The sequence below is a fragment of the Cryobacterium levicorallinum genome (genome assembly GCF_004402405.1).
GTDB lineage: Bacteria > Actinomycetota > Actinomycetes > Actinomycetales > Microbacteriaceae > Cryobacterium > Cryobacterium levicorallinum.
In genome coordinates this window covers 149,608-175,760 of record NZ_SOFE01000022.1, presented here as the reverse complement: position 1 = coordinate 175,760, position 26,153 = coordinate 149,608, and the positions used below count along the sequence as shown (strand labels likewise).

At 66.1% G+C, this 26,153-nt stretch carries 22 protein-coding genes; 7 read left to right on the top strand and 15 right to left on the bottom strand.

Going from position 1 to position 26,153, the window contains the following annotated elements:
* Nucleotides 1-79: 79 nt before the first annotated feature.
* The 3 genes from E3O11_RS11240 to E3O11_RS11230 all read right to left on the bottom strand — a co-directional run bounded on the left by E3O11_RS11240 (nucleotide 80) and on the right by E3O11_RS11230 (nucleotide 2,286).
* Nucleotides 80-1,213, bottom strand: coding sequence for a hypothetical protein (locus E3O11_RS11240; protein ID WP_092450090.1), 1,134 nt, complete (start codon nucleotides 1,211-1,213; stop codon nucleotides 80-82).
* Nucleotides 1,210-1,569 (bottom strand): PadR family transcriptional regulator, encoded by a 360-nt coding sequence (locus E3O11_RS11235; protein WP_092450092.1) that lies wholly within the window; start codon nucleotides 1,567-1,569, stop codon nucleotides 1,210-1,212. The genes E3O11_RS11240 and E3O11_RS11235 overlap by 4 nt, the downstream gene beginning before the upstream one ends.
* A 237-nt stretch (nucleotides 1,570-1,806) precedes the next feature.
* On the bottom strand, nucleotides 1,807-2,286 hold the full coding sequence (locus E3O11_RS11230; RefSeq protein ID WP_092450094.1) for an OsmC family protein: 480 nt from the start codon (nucleotides 2,284-2,286) through the stop codon (nucleotides 1,807-1,809).
* A gap of 93 nt (nucleotides 2,287-2,379) precedes the next feature.
* On the opposite strand from E3O11_RS11230, the gene gabT reads away from it, so the two are divergent.
* Nucleotides 2,380-3,747 (top strand): 4-aminobutyrate--2-oxoglutarate transaminase, encoded by a 1,368-nt coding sequence (gene gabT, locus E3O11_RS11225; protein ID WP_092450096.1) that lies wholly within the window; start codon nucleotides 2,380-2,382, stop codon nucleotides 3,745-3,747.
* Nucleotides 3,728-4,744: an asparaginase gene (locus E3O11_RS11220; RefSeq protein ID WP_092450098.1), complete on the top strand. Its 1,017-nt coding sequence runs from the start codon at nucleotides 3,728-3,730 to the stop codon at nucleotides 4,742-4,744. Before gabT ends, E3O11_RS11220 begins: the two co-directional genes overlap by 20 nt.
* Here the strand turns inward: E3O11_RS11220 and E3O11_RS11215 are convergent.
* Together E3O11_RS11215 and E3O11_RS18225 are read right to left on the bottom strand one after the other, a co-directional pair.
* On the bottom strand, nucleotides 4,735-5,067 hold the full coding sequence (locus E3O11_RS11215) for an FAD-binding protein (RefSeq protein WP_198415590.1): 333 nt from the start codon (nucleotides 5,065-5,067) through the stop codon (nucleotides 4,735-4,737). The two genes, E3O11_RS11220 and E3O11_RS11215, sit on opposite strands and share 10 nt — an antisense overlap.
* The gene (locus tag E3O11_RS18225; protein ID WP_241994711.1) at nucleotides 5,064-5,291 is read right to left on the bottom strand and encodes a hypothetical protein; all 228 of its coding nucleotides are present in this window, start codon (nucleotides 5,289-5,291) and stop codon (nucleotides 5,064-5,066) included. The genes E3O11_RS11215 and E3O11_RS18225 overlap by 4 nt, the downstream gene beginning before the upstream one ends.
* Between E3O11_RS18225 and E3O11_RS11210 the strand changes: the two genes are divergently transcribed.
* A complete protein-coding gene (locus tag E3O11_RS11210; RefSeq protein ID WP_241991004.1) occupies nucleotides 5,238-5,645 on the top strand; it encodes an FAD-dependent oxidoreductase in 408 nt (135 codons plus the stop codon). The genes E3O11_RS18225 and E3O11_RS11210 overlap by 54 nt on opposite strands.
* Here E3O11_RS11210 and E3O11_RS11205 read toward each other — a convergent pair.
* Genes E3O11_RS11205 through E3O11_RS11190 form a run of 4 tightly spaced genes read right to left on the bottom strand, consistent with a single transcriptional unit; the run spans nucleotide 5,642 to nucleotide 9,777 of the window.
* A complete protein-coding gene (locus E3O11_RS11205; RefSeq protein ID WP_170851567.1) occupies nucleotides 5,642-6,448 on the bottom strand; it encodes an ABC transporter permease in 807 nt (268 codons plus the stop codon). The two genes, E3O11_RS11210 and E3O11_RS11205, sit on opposite strands and share 4 nt — an antisense overlap.
* Nucleotides 6,445-7,362 carry an ABC transporter permease gene (locus tag E3O11_RS11200; protein WP_092450104.1) on the bottom strand — a complete coding sequence of 306 codons (918 nt, stop codon included), beginning with the start codon at nucleotides 7,360-7,362 and terminating at the stop codon, nucleotides 6,445-6,447. The genes E3O11_RS11205 and E3O11_RS11200 overlap by 4 nt, the downstream gene beginning before the upstream one ends.
* Before the next feature lies 1 nt (nucleotide 7,363).
* On the bottom strand, nucleotides 7,364-8,563 hold the full coding sequence (locus E3O11_RS11195) for an ABC transporter ATP-binding protein (RefSeq protein WP_092450106.1): 1,200 nt from the start codon (nucleotides 8,561-8,563) through the stop codon (nucleotides 7,364-7,366).
* The gene (locus tag E3O11_RS11190; protein WP_092450108.1) at nucleotides 8,563-9,777 is read right to left on the bottom strand and encodes an ABC transporter substrate-binding protein; all 1,215 of its coding nucleotides are present in this window, start codon (nucleotides 9,775-9,777) and stop codon (nucleotides 8,563-8,565) included. Before E3O11_RS11190 ends, E3O11_RS11195 begins: the two co-directional genes overlap by 1 nt.
* A 220-nt stretch (nucleotides 9,778-9,997) precedes the next feature.
* Here E3O11_RS11190 and ald point away from each other — a divergent pair, with 220 nt between their 5' ends.
* Nucleotides 9,998-11,113, top strand: a complete 1,116-nt coding sequence (ald, locus tag E3O11_RS11185; protein WP_092450110.1) for an alanine dehydrogenase — start codon at nucleotides 9,998-10,000, stop codon at nucleotides 11,111-11,113.
* Here the strand turns inward: ald and E3O11_RS11180 are convergent.
* From E3O11_RS11180 to E3O11_RS11150, 6 genes are all read right to left on the bottom strand, one after another.
* Nucleotides 11,110-14,040, bottom strand: a complete 2,931-nt coding sequence (locus E3O11_RS11180) for an FtsK/SpoIIIE domain-containing protein (protein ID WP_092450112.1) — start codon at nucleotides 14,038-14,040, stop codon at nucleotides 11,110-11,112. The genes ald and E3O11_RS11180 overlap by 4 nt on opposite strands.
* 108 nt (nucleotides 14,041-14,148) lie before the next feature.
* A complete protein-coding gene (locus tag E3O11_RS11175; protein ID WP_092450114.1) occupies nucleotides 14,149-14,727 on the bottom strand; it encodes an FHA domain-containing protein in 579 nt (192 codons plus the stop codon).
* Nucleotides 14,728-14,738: 11 nt separating this feature from the next.
* Nucleotides 14,739-15,092 (bottom strand): zinc ribbon domain-containing protein YjdM, encoded by a 354-nt coding sequence (locus E3O11_RS11170; protein ID WP_134477206.1) that lies wholly within the window; start codon nucleotides 15,090-15,092, stop codon nucleotides 14,739-14,741.
* Nucleotides 15,093-15,115: 23 nt separating this feature from the next.
* Complete coding sequence (locus tag E3O11_RS11165; RefSeq protein ID WP_092450118.1) at nucleotides 15,116-15,649, bottom strand: HAAS signaling domain-containing protein; 534 nt, start codon at nucleotides 15,647-15,649, stop codon at nucleotides 15,116-15,118.
* Nucleotides 15,646-16,029 (bottom strand): PadR family transcriptional regulator, encoded by a 384-nt coding sequence (locus E3O11_RS11160; RefSeq protein WP_092450120.1) that lies wholly within the window; start codon nucleotides 16,027-16,029, stop codon nucleotides 15,646-15,648. The genes E3O11_RS11165 and E3O11_RS11160 overlap by 4 nt, the downstream gene beginning before the upstream one ends.
* A 487-nt stretch (nucleotides 16,030-16,516) precedes the next feature.
* Nucleotides 16,517-18,217, bottom strand: a complete 1,701-nt coding sequence (locus tag E3O11_RS11150) for an HNH endonuclease signature motif containing protein (protein ID WP_134495544.1) — start codon at nucleotides 18,215-18,217, stop codon at nucleotides 16,517-16,519.
* 479 nt (nucleotides 18,218-18,696) lie between these two features.
* On the opposite strand from E3O11_RS11150, the gene E3O11_RS18475 reads away from it, so the two are divergent.
* The 3 genes from E3O11_RS18475 (at nucleotide 18,697) to E3O11_RS11135 (ending at nucleotide 26,152) form a co-directional block, all read left to right on the top strand.
* Nucleotides 18,697-18,819: a hypothetical protein gene (locus E3O11_RS18475; protein WP_255455269.1), complete on the top strand. Its 123-nt coding sequence runs from the start codon at nucleotides 18,697-18,699 to the stop codon at nucleotides 18,817-18,819.
* Between the two features lie 167 nt (nucleotides 18,820-18,986).
* Nucleotides 18,987-20,132 (top strand): serine/threonine-protein kinase, encoded by a 1,146-nt coding sequence (locus E3O11_RS11140; RefSeq protein WP_092452998.1) that lies wholly within the window; start codon nucleotides 18,987-18,989, stop codon nucleotides 20,130-20,132.
* Nucleotides 20,132-26,152 carry an Ig-like domain-containing protein gene (locus E3O11_RS11135; RefSeq protein ID WP_134495542.1) on the top strand — a complete coding sequence of 2,007 codons (6,021 nt, stop codon included), beginning with the start codon at nucleotides 20,132-20,134 and terminating at the stop codon, nucleotides 26,150-26,152. The genes E3O11_RS11140 and E3O11_RS11135 overlap by 1 nt, the downstream gene beginning before the upstream one ends.
* The last annotated feature ends 1 nt before the right edge of the window (nucleotide 26,153 follow it).

The window sequence follows — 26,153 nt, the reverse complement described above, 5'->3', positions numbered from 1 at the left end:
GCAGTTATGTCAACGGACTGGGTGGGCGGCAGGTCGACGGCCGACGGGCTGATGACGGTCTGTACCTCGGACCGGCGCATCATTGTTCGGCCGTCGGCGCAGCGGATGCCGTCGGTCCCGGCGACAGCGTGGGCGCGGCTGACGGTTCCGGCGATAACGCGGGTGCCGGCGTGGACGACGACTCTTCCACCGCCGGAAGCTCGACCAGCGGCCGCACCTGGGCGAACGGGAACGGCGCGGGCGCGGCATCCGCTTGGTAGGCCTGCCCGAGATGGTCGTAGGTGTAGTCGACATCGTCGGAGGTCACCAGCCGCAGCGGGAACACATTCCAGCCGCCGCCGCCCGGCACCAGCAGGCTCGGCATGACCATATCCTTGTCGCCGGCGGCATCAAACTGGGTCAGGTAGTTGGTATTGACCGGGTCGTTGACCACGTTGAGCGCGCGGCCGTCCTGGTCGAACAACTGCACGTCGGTGAGCGGCTGGCCGTCGGCGTCATAGGCGAACACGTTGGTCACTCCCTGGCCGTTCTGCATCAGTCCCGGCGTTGGCGCCGGGTTGTAGTCCACGTACGCACTGTTCTGCGCTCCGGCATTGTGCGCCGTGGCCAACAGCACGATCGGCAGAACGAGAACCGCGCACACGCTGACCAGGGTACGAAAACGTGGAAGCCAGCGCCAAGGCAGCCACCGGCCACGACCCCACTGCACACTCAGAATCACGAAAGCCGCGAGCACGACCCACCGCAGCGGGTCGGTCGGCACCGTGCTGATCCCGCCGCCTGCGAGGACTGCGACGACCGCATAAACAACCCAGCCGCGCAGCACCCACCACACGGGGCGCAACACCAGCAGAAAGTCGAGCAGCGCCGCACCGGCGATACTCGAGCAGATGCGCCGCGCCGCGCGAGCCCGCGCCTCACCGATCCTGATGCGCAGCCGGCCAAGCCGCGGCACCCGGACTTCGGGCGTCGTGCCCCGCACCGGAAGCCCGGCAGCGCCGCGCAACTCGTCGGCATAGGCGACCGGATCGCCGAGATCGACGTTGGGCGCAGCCGCATCGCCGGCATCGACGTCGGCGGCCTGCTCCGTGAGGTCGGCCTCGAGGCCGTCGGTGAGGTCATCGACATCGTCGGCCGGCAGGTCGCTCAGTGCCGATCGCACGGCCGCGGCGAACTCACGAATGGACTGGGGAGTCGTAATTGTTTCGCTCATGTGTTGTCACCGATCGGGCGTAGGTGGGCGGTGGGTTTCGGCTTCTCGAGCAACTGGGTGAGGGTATTTGCGAAGTGGGTCCAGTTCGAGCGCTGTTCGGCGAGCATGGCCCGGCCGTTCGCGTTCATTCCGTAGTACTTGCGGTGCGGCCCGCCGTCCGACGGCACGACATAGCTCGACAGCGCCCCGGCGCTGTACAGCCGGCGCAGGGTGCCGTAGACCGACGCGTCACCGACCTCATCGAGTCCGGCGGCGCGCAACCGACGCACAATGTCATAGCCGTAGCCGTCGTCGTCGACGATCACGGCCAGGACGGCCATATCGAGCACCCCCTTCAGTAGTTGGGTGGTATCCATCGGTATCTCCTTCATCGGTCGGGGCGCACACGCAGGCCTTCAACGGATCCCACACTACTACGCAAACCGCTGTACCGTGCCATGCAGAATCTTGGTCCCCGGCCGAGCCGTGAGTTTCAACCACCGAGCCGTGAGTTTCAACCACCGAGCCGTGAGTTTCAACCACCGAGCCGTGAGTTTGAGGCCATTTCAGCGCTGAAATCGCCTCAAACTCACGGCTCGGCGACGCACTACGCGTCAGGCGACCGTGACCGGCTCGTGCCCAACCGGAAAGTTCACCGACGCCGCGATGAAGCATTCGAGGGCGGCCTCGGCGTGCAGCGACTGCGCGAACTCAACCTGTTCGGGGTCGGTAATAGTCACGCGGGGCCGCAGGGTGACCGCCGTGAAGTGGCCGCCGCCGGCCACCTGTTCCATGGTGCCGACCGGGGCATCCGTATACGCCGTCACCGTGATTCCATTGCGGACCGCCACGTGCAGATACGACAAGAGGTGGCACTGGCTGAGCGCCGCGAGCAGCAGCTCCTCCGGATTCCACCGGTCGTTGTCACCGTGAAAGGTCGAGTCGGACGAGCCCAGAATCGGCACCTTCTCAGCGGATGCCCGACCGGCCGGTGAAATCAGATGGTCACGTCCATAGGCCTTGTAGTGGCTGGTTCCGGTGCCGCGATTGCCGGTCCACTCAACCCGCACCGCATATTCGTGCACTCCGTTCATGCTTCTCCCCTTGCTCTCAAAGATTCTTGCAGGCGAACTCAGGAACACCGCGCCCATGGTCGGTACAGCACTATTAGGTACAGTAGGGGAATCATGACTGACACCCTCACAAACTCTGCCACCGCCACCGCGTACTCTGTCACGCAAGAACGAAAGATCGTCACGGCCATCCCCGGTCCGATCTCGGCGGCGTTGCATGAGCGGCGTCGGGCGGTCGTCTCCGACGGGGTCAGTTCCATGCTGCCCGTCTACATTGCCAAGGCCAACGGCGCGATTCTGGTCGACGTGGACGGCAACCAGTTCATCGACCTCGGTGCCGGCATCGGTGTGACCACGATCGGCCACACCGAGACCAGTGTCGTCGCGGCCGCCGTCGAACAGTCCCAAGACTTCATCCATACCCTGTTCACCGTCACGCCGTACGAAGAGTACGTTCGCGTCGCCGAGCTGCTCGCCGAGCACACTCCCGGTGACTTCGCCAAGAAGAGCGTGCTCATCAACTCCGGCGCGGAAGCCGTTGAGAACGGCGTGAAGATCGCCCGCAAGTACACCGGCCGTCGTGCCGTCGCGGTGCTCGACCACGCCTACCACGGCCGCACCGTGCTGACCATGGCCATGAATTACAAGGCCATGCCGTACGCCACCGGCTACGGCCCGCTCGCCAGCGACGTCTACCACGCCCCGAGCTCCTACCCGTATCACGACGGTCTGTCCGGCGCTGAAGCGGCTGCTCGCACCATCGCCTACCTCGACAAGGTGATCGGGGCATCCGATCTGGCCTGCCTGGTCGTCGAACCCATTCAGGGCGAGGGCGGTTTCATGGTGCCAGCGGACGGCTACCTGCCCGCGCTCCAGAACTGGTGCACCGCCAACGGTGTCGTAATGATCGCCGATGAAATTCAGAGCGGCATGGCCCGCTCCGGCAAGTACTACGCGAGCGAGCACTTCGGCTGGATCCCCGACCTCGTGCTCACCGCCAAGGGCATCGCCGGCGGCTTTCCGCTCGCCGCCGTCACCGGCCGCGCCGACATCATGGACGCCTCCCAGCCCGGCGGGCTCGGCGGCACCTTCGGCGGCAACCCCGTCTCCTGTGCTGCGGCGATCGCCGTGTTCGACGCGATCGAGGCCAACAACCTGCTGGCCGAAGCGCAGCGCATCGAAAAGTCCCTCACCGCTGGCCTGACCGCACTGAAGAACAAGTACGACATCATCGGCGAGATCCGCGGTCGCGGCGCCATGATGGCGATCGAACTCGTGCAGCCCGGTACCGGCGACACGACGAAGGTCCCGAACGCCGCTGCGGTGACCGCCATCTCCGCCTACGCGAGCCAGCACGGCGTGCTGCTGCTCACAGCCGGAACCTACGGCAACGTACTGCGGTTCCTGCCGAGCCTCGCGCTGTCCGATGCTCTCATCATCGACGCCCTCTCGGTGATCGACGATGCGATCGCCGCACTCTAACGTGACCACTGAAACCTTCACGGTCAACGATTCCGTCGAACTCGCCGTCGTCGAACGCAGCGGGTTCGTCGAATCCAGGCACGCCGGTTCGGCGATCGTGCTCGGTACCAACGGTGAGGTGCTGCGTGCCCTCGGCGATGTCACCAGCCCGGTCTTTCCGCGCTCGGCGATGAAACCGTTTCAGGCTGTCGCGGTCATGGCGAGCGGTGTCGCCCTGCGGGGAGCGGATGCTGCGATCGCGACCGCGAGTCACATCGGTACGCCAGAACACGTCGCACTGGTGCGCGGGCTGCTCAGCCGGGCCGGAGTACCCGAAACGGCGCTCGCCTGCCCGGCCGCCTGGCCGATCGACTCCGCCGCGCGGGACGCCCTGGTGCGACTCGGAGCCGGCAAGGCTCCGGTATACATGGAATGCTCGGGCAAGCACGCGGCGATGCTCGTCGCCTGCCAGCAGAACGGCTGGGCGATCGAGGGTTATCTGCAGCCGGAACATCCGCTGCAAAAACGCATTCTCGACGTGCTCGAACGGTTCACCGGCGAACGTCCGCTGGTCTCGGGCATTGATGGCTGCGGCGCGCCCGTGCACGCCATTTCGCTTACCGGCCTGGCCCGCGGCATCGCCCGCATCGCCACGAGCAAGTCCAACTCGCCGTTTGCGATCTACCGTGAGGCCGGTTTTCTGGCCGAAGCGGTGCGTGCCAACGGGTGGGTCGTGGCCGGCCCCGGGCACTCCGACAGCATCGTCATCGACCGGCTCGGCCTGTTCGTGAAGGGCGGTGCCGAGGGCATCATGGTGGCCGCCGCCGAAAACGGCACCACCGTGGCGCTGAAGATTCTGGACGGTAACCTGCGCGCCGCAGCGGCCGTCGCCGTAGGTCTGCTCGCCGACTCCGGTGCCATCAAACGAGCGGATGTAGATGAGTTACTGCCCGAGCTCGGACTCACCGTGACCGGCGGTGGCCGGCCGGTCGGGGAAATTCGCGCCAGCTACGTCTGACCGGGTTCGGAACGGTCGGGCGCAATCACGTTGAGGGCGCCCGGCCCGACGTCGCCGGGGATCCCCAGCTGACACGCAAAGTCATTGCCCCGACCGACCGGGACCACGCCCAGGCCGCCGACCACCGAGCTGCCGCCGCCGAACGGAACCAGGACTATTCGATGCTGCGAGCACAGCGTGATGATCTCGACCACCTGCTCGTGACTGCCCGCAGTCACGATGGCGTCCGGGGCAGCGTGCCCGTCTCCGGAGCGCAGCCGAATCAGATCGGGGGTGGACTTGCCGCCGGTGTTCCATACCCGAGCCTCAGCATCGATCGTCACGTTGCTGGCGCCGACGATGTCGAGCAGAGCTGGGAGGAAACCTCCGCGCAGATCGCTGCCCGGCAGGCGCACCCCGCAGGGATTCCGGCCGCGAGCGCGAACTGGCCGAAGCGGCTGACGGCCGGGTCATCGACCTGCTCGTCGTCGGCCTCGGCGTCACCGGGGCCGGGGTGGCCCTCGATGCGGCGACGCGTGGGCTCACCGTCGTGGCCGTCGACGCGCACGACCTGGCCTTCGGCACGTCACGGTGGAGTTCCAAGCTGGAGCACAGGGGGCTGCGCTACCTCGCCAACGGCCAGCTCCGGGTGGCCAGGGAATGCGCCGTCGAACGCGGCATCCTGCTGACCCGCACGGCGCCGCACTCGGTGCATCCACTCCCGATGGTGTTACCGCTCGGCCCGATGGTAGCGCCGGAGCAGGGTGCCATCGGGGCGGTCGGCCTGCGACTGGGTGATGCACTCCGAGTGGGAGCGCACACGCCGCGCGGCGCGCTGCCCGCACCGCGCCGGCTGTCCCCGGCCGAGGCGCTCGAGCTGGCGCCGGAGCTCCACCGCCAAGGCCTGCGCCCTCGCGACTAGCTGGGCCTGGCCAGGCGCCGCGCCTTGGCCGCTCCCGTCACCTGCACCGTCACGACCACGACGATGGCAATGATGAACACGGCCGAGGCGAGCACGTTGGCCTCAGCCGGGATGCCGCGGGCCGCCGAAATGTAGATGTATTTCGGAAAGGTCGACACCGCGCCGGAGTTGAAGTTCGTGATGATGAAGTCATCGAAGGACAGGGCGAACGACAGCAGAGCGGCCGCGAGAATACCCGGCAGCAGCAGCGGAAAGGTGATGCGGGCGAACACCTGCGCGGCCGAACCGTAGAGGTCGCGACCGGCCTCTTCGAGCGCCGGGTCGAGGCTCGCAACCCGGGCCTTGACCGTGACCACCACGAAACTGATGCAGAACATGGTGTGCGCGAGAATGATCGTCAGCATGTCCTTCGGCACCCCGACCGACAAGAACTGTGCGGCCAGTCCGGCACCGAGCACGACCTCCGGGGTCGCCATCGGCAGAAACAGCAGCAAGCTGGTCTGGGATCGAAACTTGAACCGGTAGCGCACGATGGCGATCGCGATCATGGTGCCGAGCGTGGTCGCAACGATGGTGGCGATAGCCCCGATGAACAGGCTATTGCCGAAGGCCTGGCAGACGGCTCCGTTCTGCACATTGCAGACGTTCAGCCACTTGTCGAAGGTGAAGCCTTGCCAGGTGATGTTCGACTTGAGCGAGTCGTTGAAGGAATAGACGAAGGTGTACCCGATCGGAATCATCAGGAACAGCAGAGCCAGGGCGCTGTAAACGGGCAGCAACCATTTGCCGAGGGAGACTTTCACAGCAGCTCCTCCGTTCCGGATCGTTTGACGTAGATGCTTACGATCACCAGGATCACGGTCATCAGAATGATCGACAGGGCCGCAGCGGCTGGAAAGTTCTGCAGCACCAGAAAGTTGGCTTCGATCACGTTACCCATCATCTGGGTGCCGGTACCGCCGAGAAAGTCCCGGCTGGCGTTGATATAGTCGCCCGCCGCCGGAATGAAGGTGAGCAGCGTGCCCGCGACGATACCGGGCATCGACAGCGGGATGGTGACCTTGCGGAACACGTGGAACGGGCTCGCGTACAGGTCGCTGCCGGCCTCAAGGTAGCGCACGTCAAGCCGCTCCAGGGTCGTGTAGAGCGGCAGGGTCATGAACGGGATGAAGTTGTAGGTGAGACCGAAGATCACCGAGAACGCGGTGCCGGTCACGTGCGCTTCCGGCGCCAGCAGCGACAGGGCCTTGAGCGACTGAACCACGAAGGACTCGTCCGAGAACAGCTGCTTCCAGGCCAGGGTGCGCAGCAGAAAGCTGATAAAGAACGGCGCGATCACGAGAACGAGCATGAGGCTCTGCAGCAGCGGCCATCTTCGCGCCTTGACCCCGATGAAGTAGGCCAGCGGGTAGCTGATCAGAAGCGCGAAGAACGTCGCCGCGAGCGCGTAACTGAACGAACGCACAATGTGCGGCCAGTAGGTCGTGACCACTTCGACGTAGTTCTGCCAGCGGAAGGCGTAATCGTACTGACCAATATCACCGAACTCCCGCGGCGCCTGGAACGAGGTCAGCAGCAGCGACACCAGCGGGGTGAGAAAGAACAGCACCAGATAGAGGATGCCCGGCAGCAGCAGAAACAAGGCTACCGGGCTGCGGCGCCTGGCGGCCGGATCGGCGGACGGCGCGGTCGTGGATGAGAATGCGGCAAAGGCCATCTCAGGCCTCCTCGAGCTCCGTGAGCAGCGATGACCGACGCTGCTGGGCGATTGTCTTGGTGTCGAGGTCGGCTTCGAATCTCGGACTCTGGGCGGGATCGTCGTCGAGACCGAAGCCGTGGTCGACGTTCCAGCTGAGCCAACAGGTGGCACCGACGTGCGCGGCCGGGCCGAAAGCCATGTTCTGGGCAAATACCACCAGGGTGCCGACACCCGGCACATCGACCAGGTACTGCGTGCTGACCCCGCTGAACGACACATCGATGACCCGACCGGGGCCCATCACGTTGCGGCCGGGGTCCTGGAGCGGTGCTTCAGCGTGCAGGGTGAGTTTCTCGGGACGCACTCCGATGGTGACTTCGCCCGACACTCGGTGCGCTCGCTCCAGCGGCACCACGATCTTCTGCCCGGAGACGTCGACGGCGATGGCGGTACTCGTGGTGCCAACGACCGGACCTGTGAACAGGTTGGACTGACCGAGAAAGTTAGCGACGAACGCGGTCTTGGGCAGTTCGTAGAGCTGCTGCGGCTCACCCATCTGCTCGATTCGGCCCTTGTTCATGACCGCGATGGTGTCGGCCATGGTCATGGCCTCCTCCTGGTCGTGGGTCACGTGCAGAAAGGTCAGGCCAACCTCTTCCTGGATGGTTTTCAACTCGAGCTGCATCTGACGCCTCAGTTTGAGATCGAGGGCGCCGAGCGGCTCATCGAGCAGGAGCAGGGCCGGCCGGTTGACGATCGCGCGGGCCAGCGCCACGCGCTGCTGCTGCCCGCCGGACAGCTGCTGCGGTTTACGGTGGGCGAGGTGGTCGAGCTCCACCAGGAGCAGCGCCTCGTGCGCCTTGGCCACGGGGCGTTCGATTTTGCGTCGGCGCAGCCCGAAGGCGACGTTCTCCAGCACGGTCATGTGCGGAAACAGCGCATAGCTCTGGAACACGGTGTTAACCGGACGCTGGAAGGATTTCTGATTCGTCACATCCGTTCCACCGATCAGGATGCGGCCGCTGGTCGGTTCTTCCAGTCCGGCGACGAGGCGGAGGGTCGTCGTTTTTCCGCAGCCGGAGGGGCCCAGCAGCGCGAAGAACGATCCGGCCGGAATGGTGAGGTTGAGATTTTCAATGGCGGTGAACCCGGGGAAACGTTTTTCAATGCCGACCAGTTCCAGGTCAGCACCACGATCGGCGAACGCACCGACGGCCATCAGGCTGCGCCCAGCAGGATCGCTTGGAACTGGGCGTTGAACGTCTGCTCTTCGGTGCCGTCGAGACCGCGGAAAACGTAGGCGTTGGCGAGGGTGGCATCGTCGGGAAAGATCAGCGGGTCTTCAGCCAACGCCGGGTCGATGGCCATCATGGCTTCCTTGGCACCGGCGACCGGGGTGATGTAGTTGACGTAGGCGGCGACCTCGGCGGCAACGGCCGGGTCGTAGTAGTAGTTGATCAGCTGTTCCACGCTCTTTTTGGCGGGCGAGCCGATCGGCACAACGAAGTTGTCATTCCAGAGGGTGCCACCTTTCTCAGGAACGATGAAGCCCCATTTGTCGCCGTTTTCGGCGTTAAGCTGCACGATGTCGCCGGACCAGACGATGGCGGCGAGGGTGTCTTCGTTGGCGAGGTCTTCCTTGTAAGAGTTGCCCTTGATGTTTCGGATCTGACCGTCGGCGACCTGCTTCTTGAATTCGTCGATGGCCGCGGTGAACTCGTCTTCGCCCCAGTCGCCGGAGATGTCGACGCCCTGGTCGAGCATGATCAGGCCCATCGTGTCGCGCATTTCGGAGAGCACACCGACGCGCCCCTTCAGGTCGGGAGCCCACAGGTCTTCGACCGATTTGAGTCCCTGGGGATACTTCTCCTTGTTCCAAGCCAGGCCTGCGAAGCCACCCTGCCACGGCACACTCATGGCCCGCCCCGGGTCGAAGTCGACGTCCTGCAGCGACGGCAGCAGATTGGCCAGGTTGGGAATGTTGGCGTGATCGAGTTCCTGGGTGTAGCCGAATCGGATCATGCGGCTGACCATCCAGTCGGTCAGGCAGGCGACATCGGCACCGATGTCCTGGCCGAGGGCGAGCTGGTCCTTGACTTTGCCGTAGTAGGAGTTGTTGTCGTCGACGGCCTCGGTGTACTTGACCGAGATGCCGGTCTGCGCCTTGAACGCCGCAAGCGTTGGGTAGCTGCCGGCGTCGTCCACATCAATGTAGAGCGCCCAGTTATCCCAGCGGATGGACTTGTCGGTGGCCGAGGTGTCGGCCGCGGCGGTGGGTTTGGCCGTGGCGCCGGAGGAACACGCGGCGAGCGCGAACGCGGTGGCACCGGCCCCGGCCCCGGCCAGCAGCGTTCGACGACCCAGTTGCGAGTTCTGCGCCTGACGAATGAGCTGGCGGATCATGGGATCAGCGGGCAGCGGCTTGGACTTCATCTGGTTCTCCTAGCATTTTGGGCACGCGCACGGTCAAGGCTCACGACGTTGCGAGTTGGTCGATAGTTGCACATATCGGCGGTAATTACACCTAAAAGTGTTCAAAACATTGATTTTGGAACCGATTTGTCACGAAATCAGCACATACTTGCAATATTCGCCCGCGAAATCGTCGGTTCACCGAGACTAGGGTGGTGGCCAGGAGCGAGAGAGGAACACCATGAGAATCGCAGTTCCCACCGAGATCAAGAATAATGAATTTCGGGTCGCGATCACCCCGGCGGGGGTGCACGACCTGGTGTCGCACGGTCACGAAGTGATGGTTCAGGCCGGTGCCGGGGTGGGGTCCTCGATCCGCGATGAGCAGTATCGCTCGGCCGGTGCGACGATTCTGCCGGACGCCGCGAGCGTCTGGGCGGCCGCCGACCTCCTGCTCAAGGTGAAAGAACCGGTAGCGAGCGAATACGGCTATTTTCGGGCCGATCTGGTGCTGTTCACCTACCTGCACCTCGCCGCCGAACCCGACCTGACGCGGGCCCTGCTCGCGAGTCAGGTCACCGCGATCGCCTACGAAACTGTGCAGTTGCCCTCCCGCGCGCTTCCGCTGCTCGCGCCCATGAGCGAGGTCGCCGGTCGACTCGCACCCATTGTGGGTGCCAATGCCATGCTCAAACCGAACGGTGGCCCCGGCCTGCTGGTGCCAGGGGTTCCCGGCACGCATCCGGCCAAGATCGCCGTGCTGGGCGGCGGTGTCGCCGGGACCGCTGCGATGCAGGTGTCGCTCGGCCTCGGCGCGGAGGTGACCGTGCTCGATACGAATCTGTTTCGGCTGCGTGAGATCGACGCCCTGCACTTCGGCCGGGTCAAGACCATCGCCTCGAACAGCTTCGAGATCGACAAAGCTGTCATGGAGGCCGATATGGTGATCGGTTCGGTGCTCATTCCCGGCGCGAAGGCACCCAAGCTGGTCAGCAACGAGCTGGTGTCACGCATGAAATCGGGCAGCGTGCTCGTGGACATCGCCGTTGACCAGGGCGGCTGCTTTGCCGACAGCCATCCGACCACTCACGCCGACCCCACCTTCACCGTGCACCGATCCCTGTTCTACTGTGTCGCCAATATGCCCGGCGCTGTGCCGCACACCTCGACCTATGCCCTGACGAATGCGACGCTGCCGTATGTGCGGGCCCTCGCGACGCTCGGTTGGCTGAACGCGCTGCGCGCCGATGCCGCGCTGGCGCAGGGACTCAACGTGTTCGGCGGCCGCCTGATCAGCGCCCCGGTCGCGCTCGCCCACGGAATGACGCACCGGCCGCTCGCCGAGGTGCTCCTCTAGCTGCTCACTTGGCCGCCGTCCGGTTCTGGCAGGATCGCCCGGGTCAGGTCACCGTCGGGGTGCAGCACCCACACTCGTCCGCGCCCGGGAGCCAGCGGCGGCGGCAACTGACGGCTGTGGCTGACCATCCGAAAATCCGACAAGCCGCACCGATCGAAGACGATGCTGGCCCGGCTGCCGGCAGTCTGACCACGCAGCCGGGTCAGCAGGGTCCAGTGCGCCTGCCACGTTTCGGCGTCACCGACGACGACCAGCCGGCCGGGGGCATCCGTTTGACCGGTTTCGACGCTGATCAGGGCGGATGCTGCCGGCGCGGTCGTTCCCGCCAACTCCACCACCGGCACCCCCAGCACAGCGCGCAGTCGCGCGGCGGTGCGCGCCGGAGATGACGATACGACGAGCAGCGGGCCGTGTTCGGGCAGCTGTGCGGTCGACCGGGCGAGCGGGGTGAGCTGCAACGGCAACGGCGCCAGCAGTTGCACGCGGGTGTTGTGCCAGACTCCCCCGCCGGCCGGCAGGGTGGCGTGGTAGTTGGCCGACAATCCGCCCGCGGCGAGGTGATCCTGCACGCTGGGGAGCTTGAGCAGCAGTGTGCTCGGGCAGAGTGAGGCGAGTCCGGGAACCGTGCTGGTCAGCCGCTGCACGGCGACGACGAGGTGCACGCCGGCGGCAGGGCCGTCGCGCAGCAACCCGGTGAGCAGATCGGCGGCGGCAAGTCGATGATCCGGCTGCCAGCGCGCCAAGACCGAATCGAAGTCATCGAGCAGCAACAGTCGCGGCAGCGCTGCGGTCTGCTGCCCGCTTTCTATGAGCGCGCTCACCCGTTCCAGTGCGTCCCAGGTCGCCTCGACATCAGCGCTCACTCGTTCCACGGCAACCGGGGCATCACCCGGACATTCGGCCACCCGAGCGAGGTGGCACAGCAGCGTGGACTTGCCCGAGCCGGACCCGCCCACGACGAGCAGGTGGCCATCGAGCTCGGGAACGTAGGCGAACACCCGGTACCGCTGACTGTCGGGTTCGTCCAGCAGACCGAGGGGGTAGCCGGGAGCCGGAGCACCCTCGCCGGCGATCCGGCGCAGATCGGCCTCGGTCACCAGCGTCGGAAGCGCATCCAGCCACGGGCGCCGCGGTGCGGTGCCGCCAGAGAAACGCGCCGCAATCTCCAGAATGTCGCTTTCTCCGGTGGAGGCGACCTGGCAGAGCACGGGCTCGGCGGTATCGGTGGCGATCACGCACCGGCCGGGTTGATTCGGATCCAAGGTGGCCGCAGCATCCGTTCCGACCAGGGCCTGGCTGTCAGCCCGGTTGTTGACCCGCAGAGACAGATGCAGACTGCAGTTGGCCATCAGGGCATCACGCACCACCCCGGCCGGTCGTTGAGTGCACAGAATCAGGTGCACTCCGAGCGACCGCCCGCGCGCAGCGATGTCGACGAACAGGGCGTGCAGCTCCGGAAAGGCCCCCAGCATGGTCGCGAATTCATCGACAACGATGACCAGCCGGGGCAGCGGATGCTCGAGTTCGGTCAGATCCCGCGCGCCAGCCGTGCTGAGTATCCGCTCTCGAAAGCGCAGTTCGGCCCCCAGACTGGCCAGGGCGCGGGCAGCAGTCTGGGAATCGAGGTCGGTGATGAGCCCGACGCAGTGCGGAAGCCTGCCGAGGGGCGCAAACGCGGCACCGCCCTTGAAGTCAACGAGTAAGAAATTCACCTGGTCGGCTGAATGGGCTGCGGCCAGGGACGCCACCCAGGTCGTCAGGAGCTCACTCTTGCCGCTGCCGGTCGTGCCGCCCACGATGGCGTGCGGTCCGGCTCGCACCAGATCGATGTGTACCGGCCCTGCGGGTCCGACTCCGATCACGCAACCCAGGCCGGTCGGGGTGACCGAGGACGGGTCGGCGGCGGCGGTTACGGCGAGCAGGTCGGTTAGGGTAACGCCGACCGGGATCGCCCCGGCTGAAGTGACGAGGCCGGCATCTCTTGCCTGCCGGGCGAGCGCCACCGCAAAGTCGGCGGCCGCGGCCCGGGTCAGCAGTTCCGGAAAGAAATCGATGGCCGGCGCCCGATTCGGCGATCGGATCAGCTGCGCTCGGCCGGGACCGATCACCCGCACGACGGTTCCGCAACCCGGCGGCAGATCGTCGAGCCGGGTTGCGACAGCGACCAACAGTCGCCCTTGGCCGAGATCGCGCGCGGTGCGGGCAGGCGTTCCCGCCGTCGCCTGATGCAGCACTATGCATCGAGCCGCTGGTGACACGTCGTCGTGTGGAAACGCGGCTGCCCACTCCCACCCGGGGCCGGGGTCCAGATCCAAGCCAACGTCGGTCGGCGGCAGCGCAAAGCACAGTTGTACGAGCACCGCCCGAGCCAGGGCTTCGGGAAGGGGCGCAGCACCCACGATGCCGAGTCCGTGCATCAGGTCGACGACGATCGGAGCGTCTTTGATGGTCGCGGCCCAGTCCCGAAGTTCTCGATGGTCGTTCGGGGAGGTCGCCCCGCCCAGCCGTATGCCACTCGGAGCCGGGCCACAGCCCAGGGTGACGAGCGTGGCATCCGTTTGCCTCCAGCGCGCGGCAGCGGCACGGCCGAGCACGATGTCCCTGGCCGAGGGAGTCTGCTGCCAGGCGGACTCCCTCCAGCGGGCCTGGCGTTCGGTGATCGCCAGCCGAAGCACCGTGACGGCCTCGGCCTGTGCGGCGGTTTCGGTCCGGCGGCGTTTGCGCCCGGTGCGCCGCGCGTCGACCATGCTGGCGACCGCGATGAGCGGGCTGAGTAGGGCGAAGATCAGCGCGAACGCTGACCCGGTGATCGACCAAATCAGGCCGGCGGCAGCCAGTGGCGCCACGGTGGCGAAAAGCGGAAATCCGGCCGGTGGCGGCGCGGTCGACGCTGGCGGCAGGCTGAGGTTCTCGTCAACGGTCGACACAGGACCATCAGAGCAGAGGATCAGCTTCACGTGGGCAGTGCGAGAGCCATCCGTGCGTAATCTGCGTCTGGGTCACCGGTGGAGGAGTGACCCGCCGCGGCTAACGGTTCAGGCGACGGTGAATGAGTGGTCGGCGATCTCGACTCGCGTGCCGCGCGGCAGCACGTAGCGTCGTCCCGGTTCGAGCGGCTCGGCCGTTTCGCCGGGCCGGCGAATGACGGTGCCATTGCCGGAGACCCGGTCGCTGACCCAGAATTCGCCGTCGTGCTGGCCGAACTCGAGGTGAGTCTTGGAGACCGAGCGGTCAGCATCCGCTACCCGAATGAGGTCGTCGAAGATCTCGTCGGGTTGAGGCAGGGGCTTGCGCCCGATTAGGCCCGACCCCTGCACGGACACTTTCCGACCGGTGCTGAAGGTCAAAACGAAGGTCGCGCTGCTCGGCAGCGTCGATGCTGCGGGGGGAACGTTCGTCACTGCGGCGACCGCGCGCACCGGCACGGGCACGAGTGCGGGAATCGGAACGGAGATGATCGTGGCCTTGTGCGGGAGGCGCGCGATGATGGTCGTGTCGTTCGGGCGCGGATCCCGGCGCTTGCGGGATTCCACGGTGGCCGATCGGGAGCTACCGCACTCGCCGCAGAACATGGCACCAACCGGCAGCCAGGCACCGCAAATCTGACACGTCACGACCGGCTCACTTAAACCTTCTTGACCACACTGGACTTGAGCTGCATGAAACCGAAACCGTCGACCTTGCAGTCGATGTCGTGGCCGTCGACCGGGTCGACCAAGCGAATGTTGCGCACCTTGGTGCCGACCTTGATCGACAGTGCCTGACCCTTGACCTTGAGGTCCTTGATGATCGACACGGTGTCGCCGTCCGTCAGGATGGTACCGAAGGCGTCCTTGACGACGGCTTCCTGCTCTTCTTCAACCGGTTCATTCGACCATTCGTGGGCGCAGAGCGGGCAAACCAGCAGGGCGCCCATCTCGTAGGACAGGTCGCTAGAGCATTCAGGGCACGGAGGCAGGGTCTCATTCACTCGTTCCATAATACGCGACTGCCCTGGGCCGACTATCGGCGACCGATCCGCACGCGCCACAGCCGCCCGGCGATGATGGCGGCAACGACCATGACCATCAGCGGAATGTAGGCAACGGCAGAGGAGGCTTCCCAGCCGATGCCGATTCCGGACTCACGATTGAAAGCCGATACCGGCAGCCCGAGGAAGTAGGACTCGGCCGACTCCGCTCCGCTGGAGATCAGGGCCGACAGCATGCCGGCCGTGTAAACGAAGGCTAGGGTCCACCAGAGCACCAGCAGGCCGGTGAACCAGTAGATTGCCCGATTCCAGGATGGCCGGTTGCCGCGGCCGTCTTCGGCGAAGCTTCGGGCCAGGGCGCGGGGTGAGCCAAGCGAGTCGAGCGCAGTGTCGATGCCGCGGATTGCGGCATCCGCTTTGATATTGTCGCGAATCTCCCGCAGAATCGATCGACGTTCGCGCAAGGACACGCGTTCTTCAAGCCAGAGGTCGAGCCGGAACAGGTAGGACTCCCGACGACGCCAGACTCCGAACGTGGATTGGGTCTCGGTGGTTTGGGTGTTCATTTCTGATCCTCTCGGAGTGGTTCTTCTGCGGGGGTGGCAGTCAGGCCGGTCTGCACGATGGCGATGAGGGCATGCCATCGTGCCGTCGCCAGCGCGAGAGTTGCATCCCCGGCCGGGCTAAGTGCGTAGTACTTGCGGGCCGGGCCAGCCGTGGACGCCACCAGGCGACTGGTGAGCGAGCCGTCCTGCTCGAGCCGCGACAACACCGGGTAGACCGTGCCGGTCGAGAGGTCGCTGAGCCCAATGTTCTGCAGCCGCACCACGAGTTCATAGCCGTACGACTCAGCCAGACGCAGTTGGCTCAGGATTAGCATGGGCAGCACCCCGCGCAAGGACTGCGCGTCTTGCGGCAAGGCCGGCGTGTTCGGTGTGGGCGTCATGACTACTACCCTAGGACTGGTAGTAGGCAATGCCTAATAGCGGTGCATGCCAGCAATGTACATGTGCAGGACGGATGTGTTTGCGGTCTTGCATGAGGTTGAGACCGAAGCCGAGGCCGCCGCGAAGCACGGTCAGTCACGCCGCTCAGCGGTCAGAACGGTGGCGGATTAGAGTCGTCGAGGTTCCAGTCGAGGTTCCAGTCGGTGTTCGAGGGGGTGTTCCAGGGGATGTTCCAGGGGTCGGGCGGTGGTGGGGCTGGTGGTTCGGGTGGCGCTGATGCCTGTGGAGCTGCCTGTTGTTGTTGCGGTGGGTTGATGCGGGTGGCGGGGTCGGTGGCGTAGTGTTTGCTGGCGGGGCTGGTCCAGTGGACGGTGCCGTCGGGGTCGGCGNTGATCGGCTTGGAGGTGTTGATCACCTCACGGCACAGCTCGTCTTTGAACTCCTGGGTGAAACGCCTGCGTGCTGCGGTCATGCTGATCTCTACTTTCAGTGAACCCTCACTTTAAGAGGGCCCACTGTCCGAGATATCCGCGGCAGGTCAGTGGCTTTCCAATCGGAGAAGTGCTTGAGGTTGTGGTGGGCGGGCGAGAGGGAGTGGAGGTTGGTGGCGGTGGTGGGGCCGCCGAATTGTTTATCTATGGTGTGGTCGAGGTCGGAGTGGCCGGCGGAGCGGTTGCAGCCGGGGAACCGGCAGGTTCCATCGCGTAGGCGCAGGTATTTCTTCAGCGCCGCCGGCACGCGGAACGGGGTGGAGCTGACGTCGAGGACGATGCCGGTGTGCGGGTGGGTGAGGACGCGCAGAAAACTCGTCGCGGTCCCAGCCAGCCGGCGGGCCGTCTCCGGATCGATTGGGCCGTACCCTTCGAGCTCGGCGGGTTCCTCGCTCTGACCCATCAGGGTGAGGACGGGGACGGTGATGTTGACGTTGGCGGTGAGGCCGGCGCCGAGGCCGCTGCCGGTGACGCCCTGCTGGAGCAGGTCAATGGCGACGTCGGCGCGGAGTTGGCTGAGGGTGCGGGGCTCATCGGGGCCCTGCAGACTGATCGCAGCATCGGTGACGCGGGTATAGATACTCTGCACGTCGTCGCCGGCCGCCCGCAACCAGAGGGTCGCCATGCCGTCCTTGTCGGGGAAGAACTGCACCCGGCGATCGGCCAGGCACCGGGTGCGGCGAACGGTGATGCTGTCGGGGTGGAACCGCTCGCGGAGTTTGCGGGCTTTTCCATCGAACTGCGTCGCGGTGAGTTTGCGAGCGTGCGGCAGCAACACCGCCTCCAGCTCGGCGCGGGCGGGCTCGGAGACGGAATCGAGCTGGTCGAGCAGCCGCTGGGCGTGCCGCAGGGAGATCTCCCCGGTGCGGAGAGCATCGAGGGTCTCGGGCCGGGATTCGACCAGCACCCGGCTCTCCCGCAACAGGCCAGACGCGGTGCCGGCCGGGATGCGCAGCGCACAGGCCATTTCGGCGACCAGGCCCTGCTGAGCGGCGAAGGTCGCATCCCAGTCGTGCTCATGCTGCGGACCGGCCTGCGGGCGGCCGGTCTCGGCACTGTTGGTGGTGTAATCCCACGCCTCAGTCAGGACCTCAGCCTTACTCGCCTGCGCCCACGCGATCACCTTCTCCAGGTAGAGCACCCGGTCGACGAACTGCGCCTGGTGCCGCTGGAACGGACTCAGCACATCCGCGGGGCTGTCGTCTTCCGGGTCGGGTTGTCCAGAGTTATCGGCGCCAGCAGAGAACTCACCAGCGGCGCCTTCGGCCGGGAGGGAATCGTCGGCGAGGAAATCGTCCGGGAGAAAATTGTCCGCGAGGTAATTCGTATAGAGGAACTCTTCGCGGAGGTCCTCATCGAAGAGGTGCTCGGGCGGCACCGCGGCGAACACCTCGGTCAGATCGAGGTCGGCCGGAATGGGCGGGCCGTCAATCAACTCCGGGCGGTCAATCGCCAGGCTCACCGGTGCCGGGCTCACTGATGCCGGGTTGACTGGTTCCGGATCGACCGGGTCGGTGACCTCGTACAGGGCGCAGTCTCCGAGCCCCTCGGCCAGTTGGAGCCGCCAATCAGCCTGACACTGCGCCCAGAACACCTCGAACTCGGCACGCTCTTCGGGTGTGGACGGCGGGTAGCCGTGAGCCGCGAAGAACGGATCGACACGGCCCGGCTGGGGAGTATCGCCGCTCTGGCTCATAGAAGAAGGATACCAAAACCATGCACCAGAGTCGAGAGATTCTCAAATATGTTTGAATTTCTGTGCGAATATGCATTCGGGCAGACCGCGCGTTGTCGAGACCGGCTCAGGCCAGTCCACGGCGGTCTCGGCAAGCTCGACCAACGGAAACGGGTGGGTCTCGCAGGTAGCCAGCACCCCGACTACGTGCAGCTAGCGTCCAGCGAGGGCAGTGGACGGCGAGTGCACCCCTATTCGACCCCGTCCGGGGTATTGCCATTCGGTCAGGACCACACGCACCCTTCGGGCTCAAACAAGTGGGGGGGACACCGTGGCCAATCGCAAGGTGACCTAGTCCGACATGACGGATGCCGCTGGTCGACTCAGTTGCGGCAAGGAAGACCTCATCACCAAGCTGACCGAGCTGCAGACGCTCGTGAACAACCTGGTCGGTTCCCGCTTCGTGACGGACTCAGCTTCGGATGCTTTCCAGACCGCGTATGACTCGTTCACGCAGGGCACGACCCGTCGCGGTCGACGGCCTCGACGGCATGAGTCAGTTCTTCACCGCCGACGCACGCGGCAACGCGGACACCGAGCTCGGCAACGCTATCCGCGGCTAGCGCCCGGTCAAGCCTTCCGTGGCCCCCACCGCGCTCACATTTTGCACCCCCATTGTGGGGGTGTACCATGTCCCCTTGTGGGTGTCGGGATCGGGCGCCGTGGTTAAGCTTGAACCTTAGACCAGCACAAGGTTGCACGACAGAAACAACGCAGGTCGGGGGGAGCAATGGGCAGGCGACTTCCCTCTGTTCCGCCCGTTTTGTCGGGATACAGCTACGTGCGCCCGCTCGGCACCGGCGGATTCGCCGACGTCTTTCTGTTCGAACAGAACATGCCGCGCCGCTCCGTGGCCGTCAAAGTGCTGCTGCGGGACATCGTCGACGATGACGTATTGCGCTCATTCAATGCCGAAGCCGATGTCATGGCCAGGCTCAGCTCGCATCCGTCTATTCTCACCGTCTACAACGCGAGCATCTCGGCCGACGGCCGCCCCTATCTCGTGATGGAATTCTGCCCTGGCTCATACTCCTCGCGTGAGCGCGCTGCGCCGCTGCGCCTGGCGACGGTGCTGGGCGTCGCGGTCAAAATCGCCTGCGCCCTCGAAACCGCACACCGCTCCAAGGTGCTGCACCGAGACATCAAACCGTCCAACATTCTCACCACGACCTTCGGCGGTCCGGTGCTCGGTGACTTCGGTATCGCCGCTTCCCTGGCTGGCGGCGGCCCGGGCGAACTGTTCGCCATGTCGCTGCCGTGGAGCGCCCCAGAAGTTGTCGACGAACGCACGACCGGTACCGTCGCCACCGAAGTCTGGTCGTTCGGCGCCACCCTCTACTCGCTACTGGCCGATCGGGCCCCGTTCGACCTGCCCGCCGGATCCGCCGGATCCCGCGCACAGCTGAAACAACGCATCAGCCGGGCCAAATACACGAGCATCGGGCGAGCGGATGTTCCCCCCGCCCTCGAAACCATCCTCGCCCGCATGATGAGTCGCGACCCGGCCAGCCGCCAAGCGAGCCTGCTCGAGTGCGCCCACGATCTGCAGCGGGTGCAACGCGACCTGGGGCTGCCGATCACGGCGCTCGAAGTGGCGGACGAAGCGTGGGCATCCGCTGGCGTGCCCGTCGATTTCAACAACCTGGAGGCGCGTGGCCCGGTCGTCTCCGACGTGGTCATCGCGTCGCTGCGCCCCGGCCGGGGCACCCGTCGCCCGGCCTCACAAACGCGGGAGGGCACGCTGACCGACGTCGACGTCGACGGCCCCCGCCGAACGCGCCTGCGCCCGGTGGCCCTCGCCCTGCTGCTGGTCGGGGCGGTCGTCGTCGGTGGTGGCGCGATGTTCGGCGCCCTGTTTCTCGTTGGGCTGATCTAGTGGCCGGGCCGCGTACCCGCCGCCGATTCCCGGTGATATCGAAGAAGCGTCGCGGCATGATTCGCATTATGGCGGTGGCCGCGATTGGTGCGTTGCTGGCCACGGTGGCCATAGTCGTCGACGGTTTCGACGTGAAGCAGACTCCGGTGCACGCGAGCTCGATCTGGGCGCTGCAGAGCGGCGACGGCAACCGGTACGCCCGCATCAACACCGACCTGCTCGAACTGGACACCGTGAAAACCGTGCCGGCGCCGAGCGAATTGGTGCAGACCGACGCGACCGTGCTGCTCTACGCGCAGAACAACGAAAAAGTCGTCGACGTGAGCCTCGCCGCGCCAATCGACCTCGGCGACGACGCCGCCGACTACGACGTGACCCCGGCCGGTACCCGCACCGTCGTCTCATCGGGGGCCTGGGTCGGCTACCTCACGAGCACCGGAGCGGTGTTCGCCGGGGCGGTCGGCGCGGCCGAGTCCCCGCGCCCGGTCAACCCCTACGCCGACGACGAGGTCATCGAGGGCGAAACCGCCCGCTTCTACGTCTCCGACGCCGTCGCGATCACCCCCGCCGGCGTGCTCTACAGCTACTCCAGCGCGGCCAACAGCGTGCTGCGCTATTCCATAGTGGACGACGAAATTCTGGGTGATGACACCGTCACCGACGGTCCGACCGAGCCAGGCACGCAACTGAGCGTCGTAGGCGATACCTGGGCGCTGCTCAGCATGGCCGGCGACGAACTCTGGCTGGCCGGCCAGGACGAACCGGTCGAGACGAATCTGAGCGAGCTGGCCGTGCTGCAGCGCCCGAGCAGCACCGACGACCTGCGCGGTTCCGACGGCGTGCTCGTGGCCGACCAGACCGGCCTGGTCTCCTTTGCGCTGGCTGACGGTGCCCGCACCGAACTGGTCGGCGATTTTGAGACTGTGCTCGGCGCCCCGGCCGTACCGACCCCTTTTAATGGCGAGCGCTACGCGGCCTGGCTGCCGTCCTCCGGCGCCGGCGGCACCCTGTTCAGCGAAAGCGCCGGCGAAACGACGCTCAGCTACGGCACGGCCACACCGAACGGGGACGCAGCCCCCGCGTTTCGGTCCAACGACTCCCTCATGATTCTCAACGACTCCCGGAGCGGATGGGTGTGGACCGTTCCGGACGGCGCCCTGGTCAAGAGTTCCCAGGACTGGACCCTCGCCGCGGCTGAAAAACCGCAGCGCCAGGACGACGTGGAGGAAGCCTCTGAGGTTGTCGAGCCCAAGGCTCCCGTGGCGGTTGCCGATGCCTTCGGGGTGCGCAGCGACCAACTCGCCCTGCTTCCCGTGCTGCTCAACGACCACGACGCCAACGACGACGTGCTCACCGTGCTGCCAGCCTCGGTGACCGGGCTTGACCCTTCCTGGGGCACCGTCAGCGTCACCGACTCGAACCAGGCCATCGCAGTGCAGGTCGCCGCCGGCGCTCGCGGCTCGGCCACGTTCAGCTACGCCGTCACCGACGGTTCCCGCGTAGACGGACTCAACTCGCCGGCCACGACGGTCACCCTGACCGTGCACGGCGACGACGTGAATGCCGCGCCGGTATGGTGCGGCACCGAGGGCTGCCTGCAAGACTGGCCGAGCCCCGAGGTGCAACCCGGCGGTACGGTCACCGTTCCGGTGCTGCCCGGCTGGGTCGATCCCGACGGGGATCCGATTTTCGTCGCATCCGTTGTAAACACGACCGACGTCGGCTCGGTCAGCGTGACGCCGGCCGGGGTGCTCGTCTACAAGCACCCCAACGCGGCCGACCAGACCGCGCAATCGGCAACCATTCTGGTGAGCGTCTCCGACATTCACGGCGCCACGGCCGAGAAGGTGCTCACGATCGCGGTCACGCCGACCCCGCAGCTCACGGCCCTACCGTTCGCACTGCTCGCCTCGGTGAACGAACGCCTCACGGTCAGCCCGGCCGAGTACGTCTCCGGAGCAGCCGGCCTGTACCGCATCAATTCGGCGACCACCCCGACCAGCTCCGAGGGATCCACGGTCGGCGTCACCGCCAACGGAACCTCCTTCGACTTCGTCGCCACTATGCCAGGCAACTACACGGTCAGTCTCACCATCGCCGACGACGCCAGCGAAGTCGTCTCTTTCGTGCGCATTTCGGTGGTGTCAGCGGATGCGCAGGCACTCACCACCTCCCCGGTGACCGTTTTCGTGCGGCCCAAGGCGGACACGAGCGTCGACGTCTTCACCGCCGTCTCCAACCCGGCCGGGCGGGTGCTGCTGCTCGGCGAAGCCATCCCCGAGACCGTGTTCGGGGCGTCGCTCAGCGTCGACGTGGTCGGCCAGAACGTGTTGCGCGTGCGCGGCTCGACCGCCGACGAACGGCCGGGCAAACTCGGCACCGTGCGCTACACCGTCTCTGACGGCACCGAAAACCCGCTGTACACCGTGCGCGGCGAGGCCACCGTCTACCTGCTTCCGGCGTCAGTGCCGCAGGCACCGATCGCCAGGAACGACAGCGTGTCGGTGCGGGTCGGCGCGCAGATTGACATTCCCGTGCTCGCCAACGACGTCGCGCCCGACGGCAATATCGTGATGCTCAACGCCGAATCGGTGCAGAACAGAAGCGATCGGGGTCTCGCCTTCGCGGCCGGTGTCGAGCTGCGCTACCTCGCGCCGGACCAGCCGGGCAGCTATGAACTCGGCTACAGCGTCTATGTCGCCGGCGCCCCCGAATTGATCGACTCGGCCGTCGTCTCGATCGAGGTGCTCGCCGAGGGCGACAACACCGCCCCACAGCCGCACACCCTCTACGGCCGCGTGCTGTCGGGGGAGAGCATTGAGATTCCGTTCGACAGCTTCGGCCTCGACGCGGACGGCGACACCGTCGTGCTCGACCGGGTACTGACCCAACCGGCGCGCGGAACCGCCGGGGTCAACGCCACCGGCGACGCCATTGTCTATTCGAGCCCGCTCGACTACCACGGCGCCATCGAATTCCAATACCGGGTGCGCGATGCCAGCGGAGCCACCGGCATCGCCCTGGTACGCATCGGTGTGCTCGACCAGCGCTCCAACCCGAGCCCGATCACGTTCAGTGACTACGTCGAGGTGCAGGTCGGTGCCGACAACCTGGTGATCGTGCGCCCGGCCGCCAACGACGTGGAACCCGGCGGCGGTCGACTCACCCTGACCGGCGTCACGCCCGACGCCACGGCCGGCTCGCTCGAATACGATGCCCTGCAGCAGCGCATCGGGCAGGTCACCGACAGCCAGGTGGTCTTCACCGCCGGCGACGACCCCGGACTGCTCACCTTCGTCTACTCCGTCGCCAACGAGAACGAAGACGTCGGCCAGGGCCTCATCGTTGTGAAGGTGGTGCGCGCCTCCGTTCCTGACTTTCCCATCGTCATTGACACGACCGTCGCGCTCGACGACCGCGACTCGTTCCCGACAGGCATCGACGTCGTGACCGGCAAAGTCTCCTGGAACTCCGGCGACGTCGGGGGCCTGACCCTCGCACTGTGGGGCGACCACCCCGGCCTCACGGTCTCCGGCTGGAAGATCAGCGGCGAGGTCCCCGACGAAGGCCTCCTCGCCCCGTTCTCCCTCACCGGGCTGAACTTTCAGGGTGTCGAAGTCACCACCTACGGGTTCCTGCGCATCCCAGCAGCGGATGCCATCATCCTCGCGCTCAAAAAGGGCAACGTGGAGCAGAACGTTCGGGAAGACGCCTCCGTCAGCTTCGACCTGGCCAGCCTGGTGTCGATTCCGGCCGGGACCGAGCTGCAACTGGAGCGGTCGGGCATCCGTTCATCGGGCGAACGCGCAAACGCGCGGTGTACCTTCGACGCCGGCACCCGCGTCACCTATCGGGCCGGATCCGATGCCCCCTGGAGCGACTCGTGCACCGTGCCGGTGCGCATCGACGGCCAGGAGGATTACACCCAGCTGGTCGTGCCGATCGTCGTTGAACCGCTTGACCCGCAGCCGACCCTGCGCCCAGCGGCACTGACCCAAAGCCCGGGCGCCGACGACATTCGTTACGACCTCACCCACATGGTCGACTGGCAGGGTAAGGGAGCGGTACCGGCGCTGACCTTCGCGACCGAGATCGTCTCCGACCAGTTCACCGTGACGCAGGACGGTGCCATTCTCACGATCTCCGTCGCGGACAACGCCGTGGCCGGCCGTGAGGCGGCCGTGACGGTGAGCCTCGCCAGCCACCGTGACGCCGAGCCGGCCCTGCTCGCGCTCAAAGTCGGCCCGGCGCCGAGCGAGTTGCCCAAGGGCGGTACGGTGGCACGGACCTGTTCGCAGTCCTCCGGCTCGAGCTGCTCGATCGCCGTCGTCGGCGTGGCCGGCGAGGTCAACCTGTACCGCAACACGCCGCTCGTACTGGTGTCGGTCGCGGCGCCGAGTACCTGCGTCGGCGTCTCCTTCGCGGTGGAGAACACCCGCAGCGTGCGGGCCTCCTGGTCTGGTGATACCGCCGGCGGGGTCTGCGAGGCCAGTTTTGTGGTGCGCGACGCGCAGGGCAAGCTCAGCGCCGGCAGCCGCAACGGGTCGATCACGGTCGACCTGCAGGGGTACCCCAAGGTGCCGAACGCGGTCACCCAGATCGCCTACGGCGACGAGTCGATCACCCTGTCCGTCAGCCCCGGCGGCGCGAACTCCACCTACCCGAAGCTCACGGGATTCACCCTGTACCGCAATGGGGCTTCGGTCGGTCGCTGTGACGTTTCGGGCGACTGCGGTGTGATTCGAACGACCGAAAACGGTCTGAAGGACCGCTACGAGGCCAAGGCCGTGAACGCCGTCGGCGAATCTCGCAGTGCGGTCAGCGTCACGGCCTGGTCCTATGACACCCCCGGCATGGGAACGCTCACGGCTGAGCCGGTCTTCGACGAGGATGTGACGAGCGCCGGCACCGGTGCTGTGACCGTGACCATCGAAAACAATGACCGGTCCACCAATCGGTACAGCGTCAATGGGGTCGAACAACGAGTCGCTTCGCCCGGTCTCGGAACGACCGAGCTCACCCTCGCACTCGAGGTCGGCGACCAGAACATCACCGTGACCCCGCTGAGCCGCCACGAGCAGCCCGCCGGAACCGGCCCGACCGAGGAGACGACGTCGCAGACGGTGCTCGTGGCCGGGTCGCCCGCCATCACCAGTGCTGGCGTGCTGAGCTCGCAGAACCGGTCGATCACCGTGGCCCAGGCGCGCTTCGAGAAGAACTTCAGCACCCTGCCGGAAGAATTTCTCTACGTCGCCTCACTCACCGAGGGCGCGACCTGCCGACTCAGCGCGACCGGTCTGACCTCGGCCGGCGCCGCGGCCACTTCGAAAGACCGCGAAATCGACGGTCTGACCAAACACACGGAGTATTTCGTGACGGTCTGCTACTCCAACGGCTACGGGGTGGCCACAGCCGCTGCCGATTCGATCACCACCTGGGAGCAGCCGCCCGCCCCGGGCAACGGGGAATACACCTACGGCCTGGCGGCGCCGGTTGACGGCCAGTACCTCATCACCGCTCCCACATCGTCGACGACCGCGCCGAGCGATTTCGTGGTCGACTTCGAAAACTTCGACGCAGTCAGGGGCTCGACGGTGTTCGGCGCCGACCCGCGTATTCGCGTGCGGTACTGCACCGAGGCCGATTCCACCCTGTGCAGCGATTGGTCGACGGTGGAAGCAGCCGACGCCGCGCGCGCCTGGCAGGTCAGGTTCGCGGTGAACGGCCTCGACAACAGTGGCTGCGTCATCGGCGGCACGCTCGCCGTCGCGGTCGACGCAACGGACAGCGGCCTCGCCGAGGGCGTGGTCACCGCTGCGCAGTACGACGTCATCAACCCCAACGGTGGCCGAATGTGGGTGGACGGCGACCAGAATGTGCCCCTGGATGCCGCCCAGACCAGAAACGTGAACTGGACCCTGAGCTGGACCGCCCCCGAAACCTCGGGCCTGGAAATCGTCTCAGGTACCACGACGACCACCGCCGTCGCGTGCACCGCGGCGACCACCACAACACCGTGAC

Excerpts from the sequence above, each read along its gene's own strand:
- E3O11_RS11240 (WP_092450090.1), bottom strand. The coding sequence starts at position 1,213 with ATGAGCGAAACAATTACGACTCCCCAGTCCATTCGTGAGTTCGCCGCG.
- E3O11_RS11235 (WP_092450092.1), bottom strand. The coding sequence starts at position 1,569 with ATGGATACCACCCAACTACTGAAGGGGGTGCTCGATATGGCCGTCCTG.
- E3O11_RS11230 (WP_092450094.1), bottom strand. The coding sequence starts at position 2,286 with ATGAACGGAGTGCACGAATATGCGGTGCGGGTTGAGTGGACCGGCAAT.
- gabT (WP_092450096.1), top strand. The coding sequence starts at position 2,380 with ATGACTGACACCCTCACAAACTCTGCCACCGCCACCGCGTACTCTGTC.
- E3O11_RS11220 (WP_092450098.1), top strand. The coding sequence starts at position 3,728 with ATGCGATCGCCGCACTCTAACGTGACCACTGAAACCTTCACGGTCAAC.
- E3O11_RS11200 (WP_092450104.1), bottom strand. The coding sequence starts at position 7,362 with ATGGCCTTTGCCGCATTCTCATCCACGACCGCGCCGTCCGCCGATCCG.
- E3O11_RS11195 (WP_092450106.1), bottom strand. The coding sequence starts at position 8,563 with ATGGCCGTCGGTGCGTTCGCCGATCGTGGTGCTGACCTGGAACTGGTC.
- E3O11_RS11190 (WP_092450108.1), bottom strand. The coding sequence starts at position 9,777 with ATGAAGTCCAAGCCGCTGCCCGCTGATCCCATGATCCGCCAGCTCATT.
- ald (WP_092450110.1), top strand. The coding sequence starts at position 9,998 with ATGAGAATCGCAGTTCCCACCGAGATCAAGAATAATGAATTTCGGGTC.
- E3O11_RS11170 (WP_134477206.1), bottom strand. The coding sequence starts at position 15,092 with ATGGAACGAGTGAATGAGACCCTGCCTCCGTGCCCTGAATGCTCTAGC.
- E3O11_RS11165 (WP_092450118.1), bottom strand. The coding sequence starts at position 15,649 with ATGAACACCCAAACCACCGAGACCCAATCCACGTTCGGAGTCTGGCGT.
- E3O11_RS11160 (WP_092450120.1), bottom strand. The coding sequence starts at position 16,029 with ATGACGCCCACACCGAACACGCCGGCCTTGCCGCAAGACGCGCAGTCC.
- E3O11_RS11150 (WP_134495544.1), bottom strand. The coding sequence starts at position 18,217 with ATGAGCCAGAGCGGCGATACTCCCCAGCCGGGCCGTGTCGATCCGTTC.
- E3O11_RS18475 (WP_255455269.1), top strand. The coding sequence starts at position 18,697 with ATGACTCGTTCACGCAGGGCACGACCCGTCGCGGTCGACGGCCTCGAC.
- E3O11_RS11140 (WP_092452998.1), top strand. The coding sequence starts at position 18,987 with ATGGGCAGGCGACTTCCCTCTGTTCCGCCCGTTTTGTCGGGATACAGC.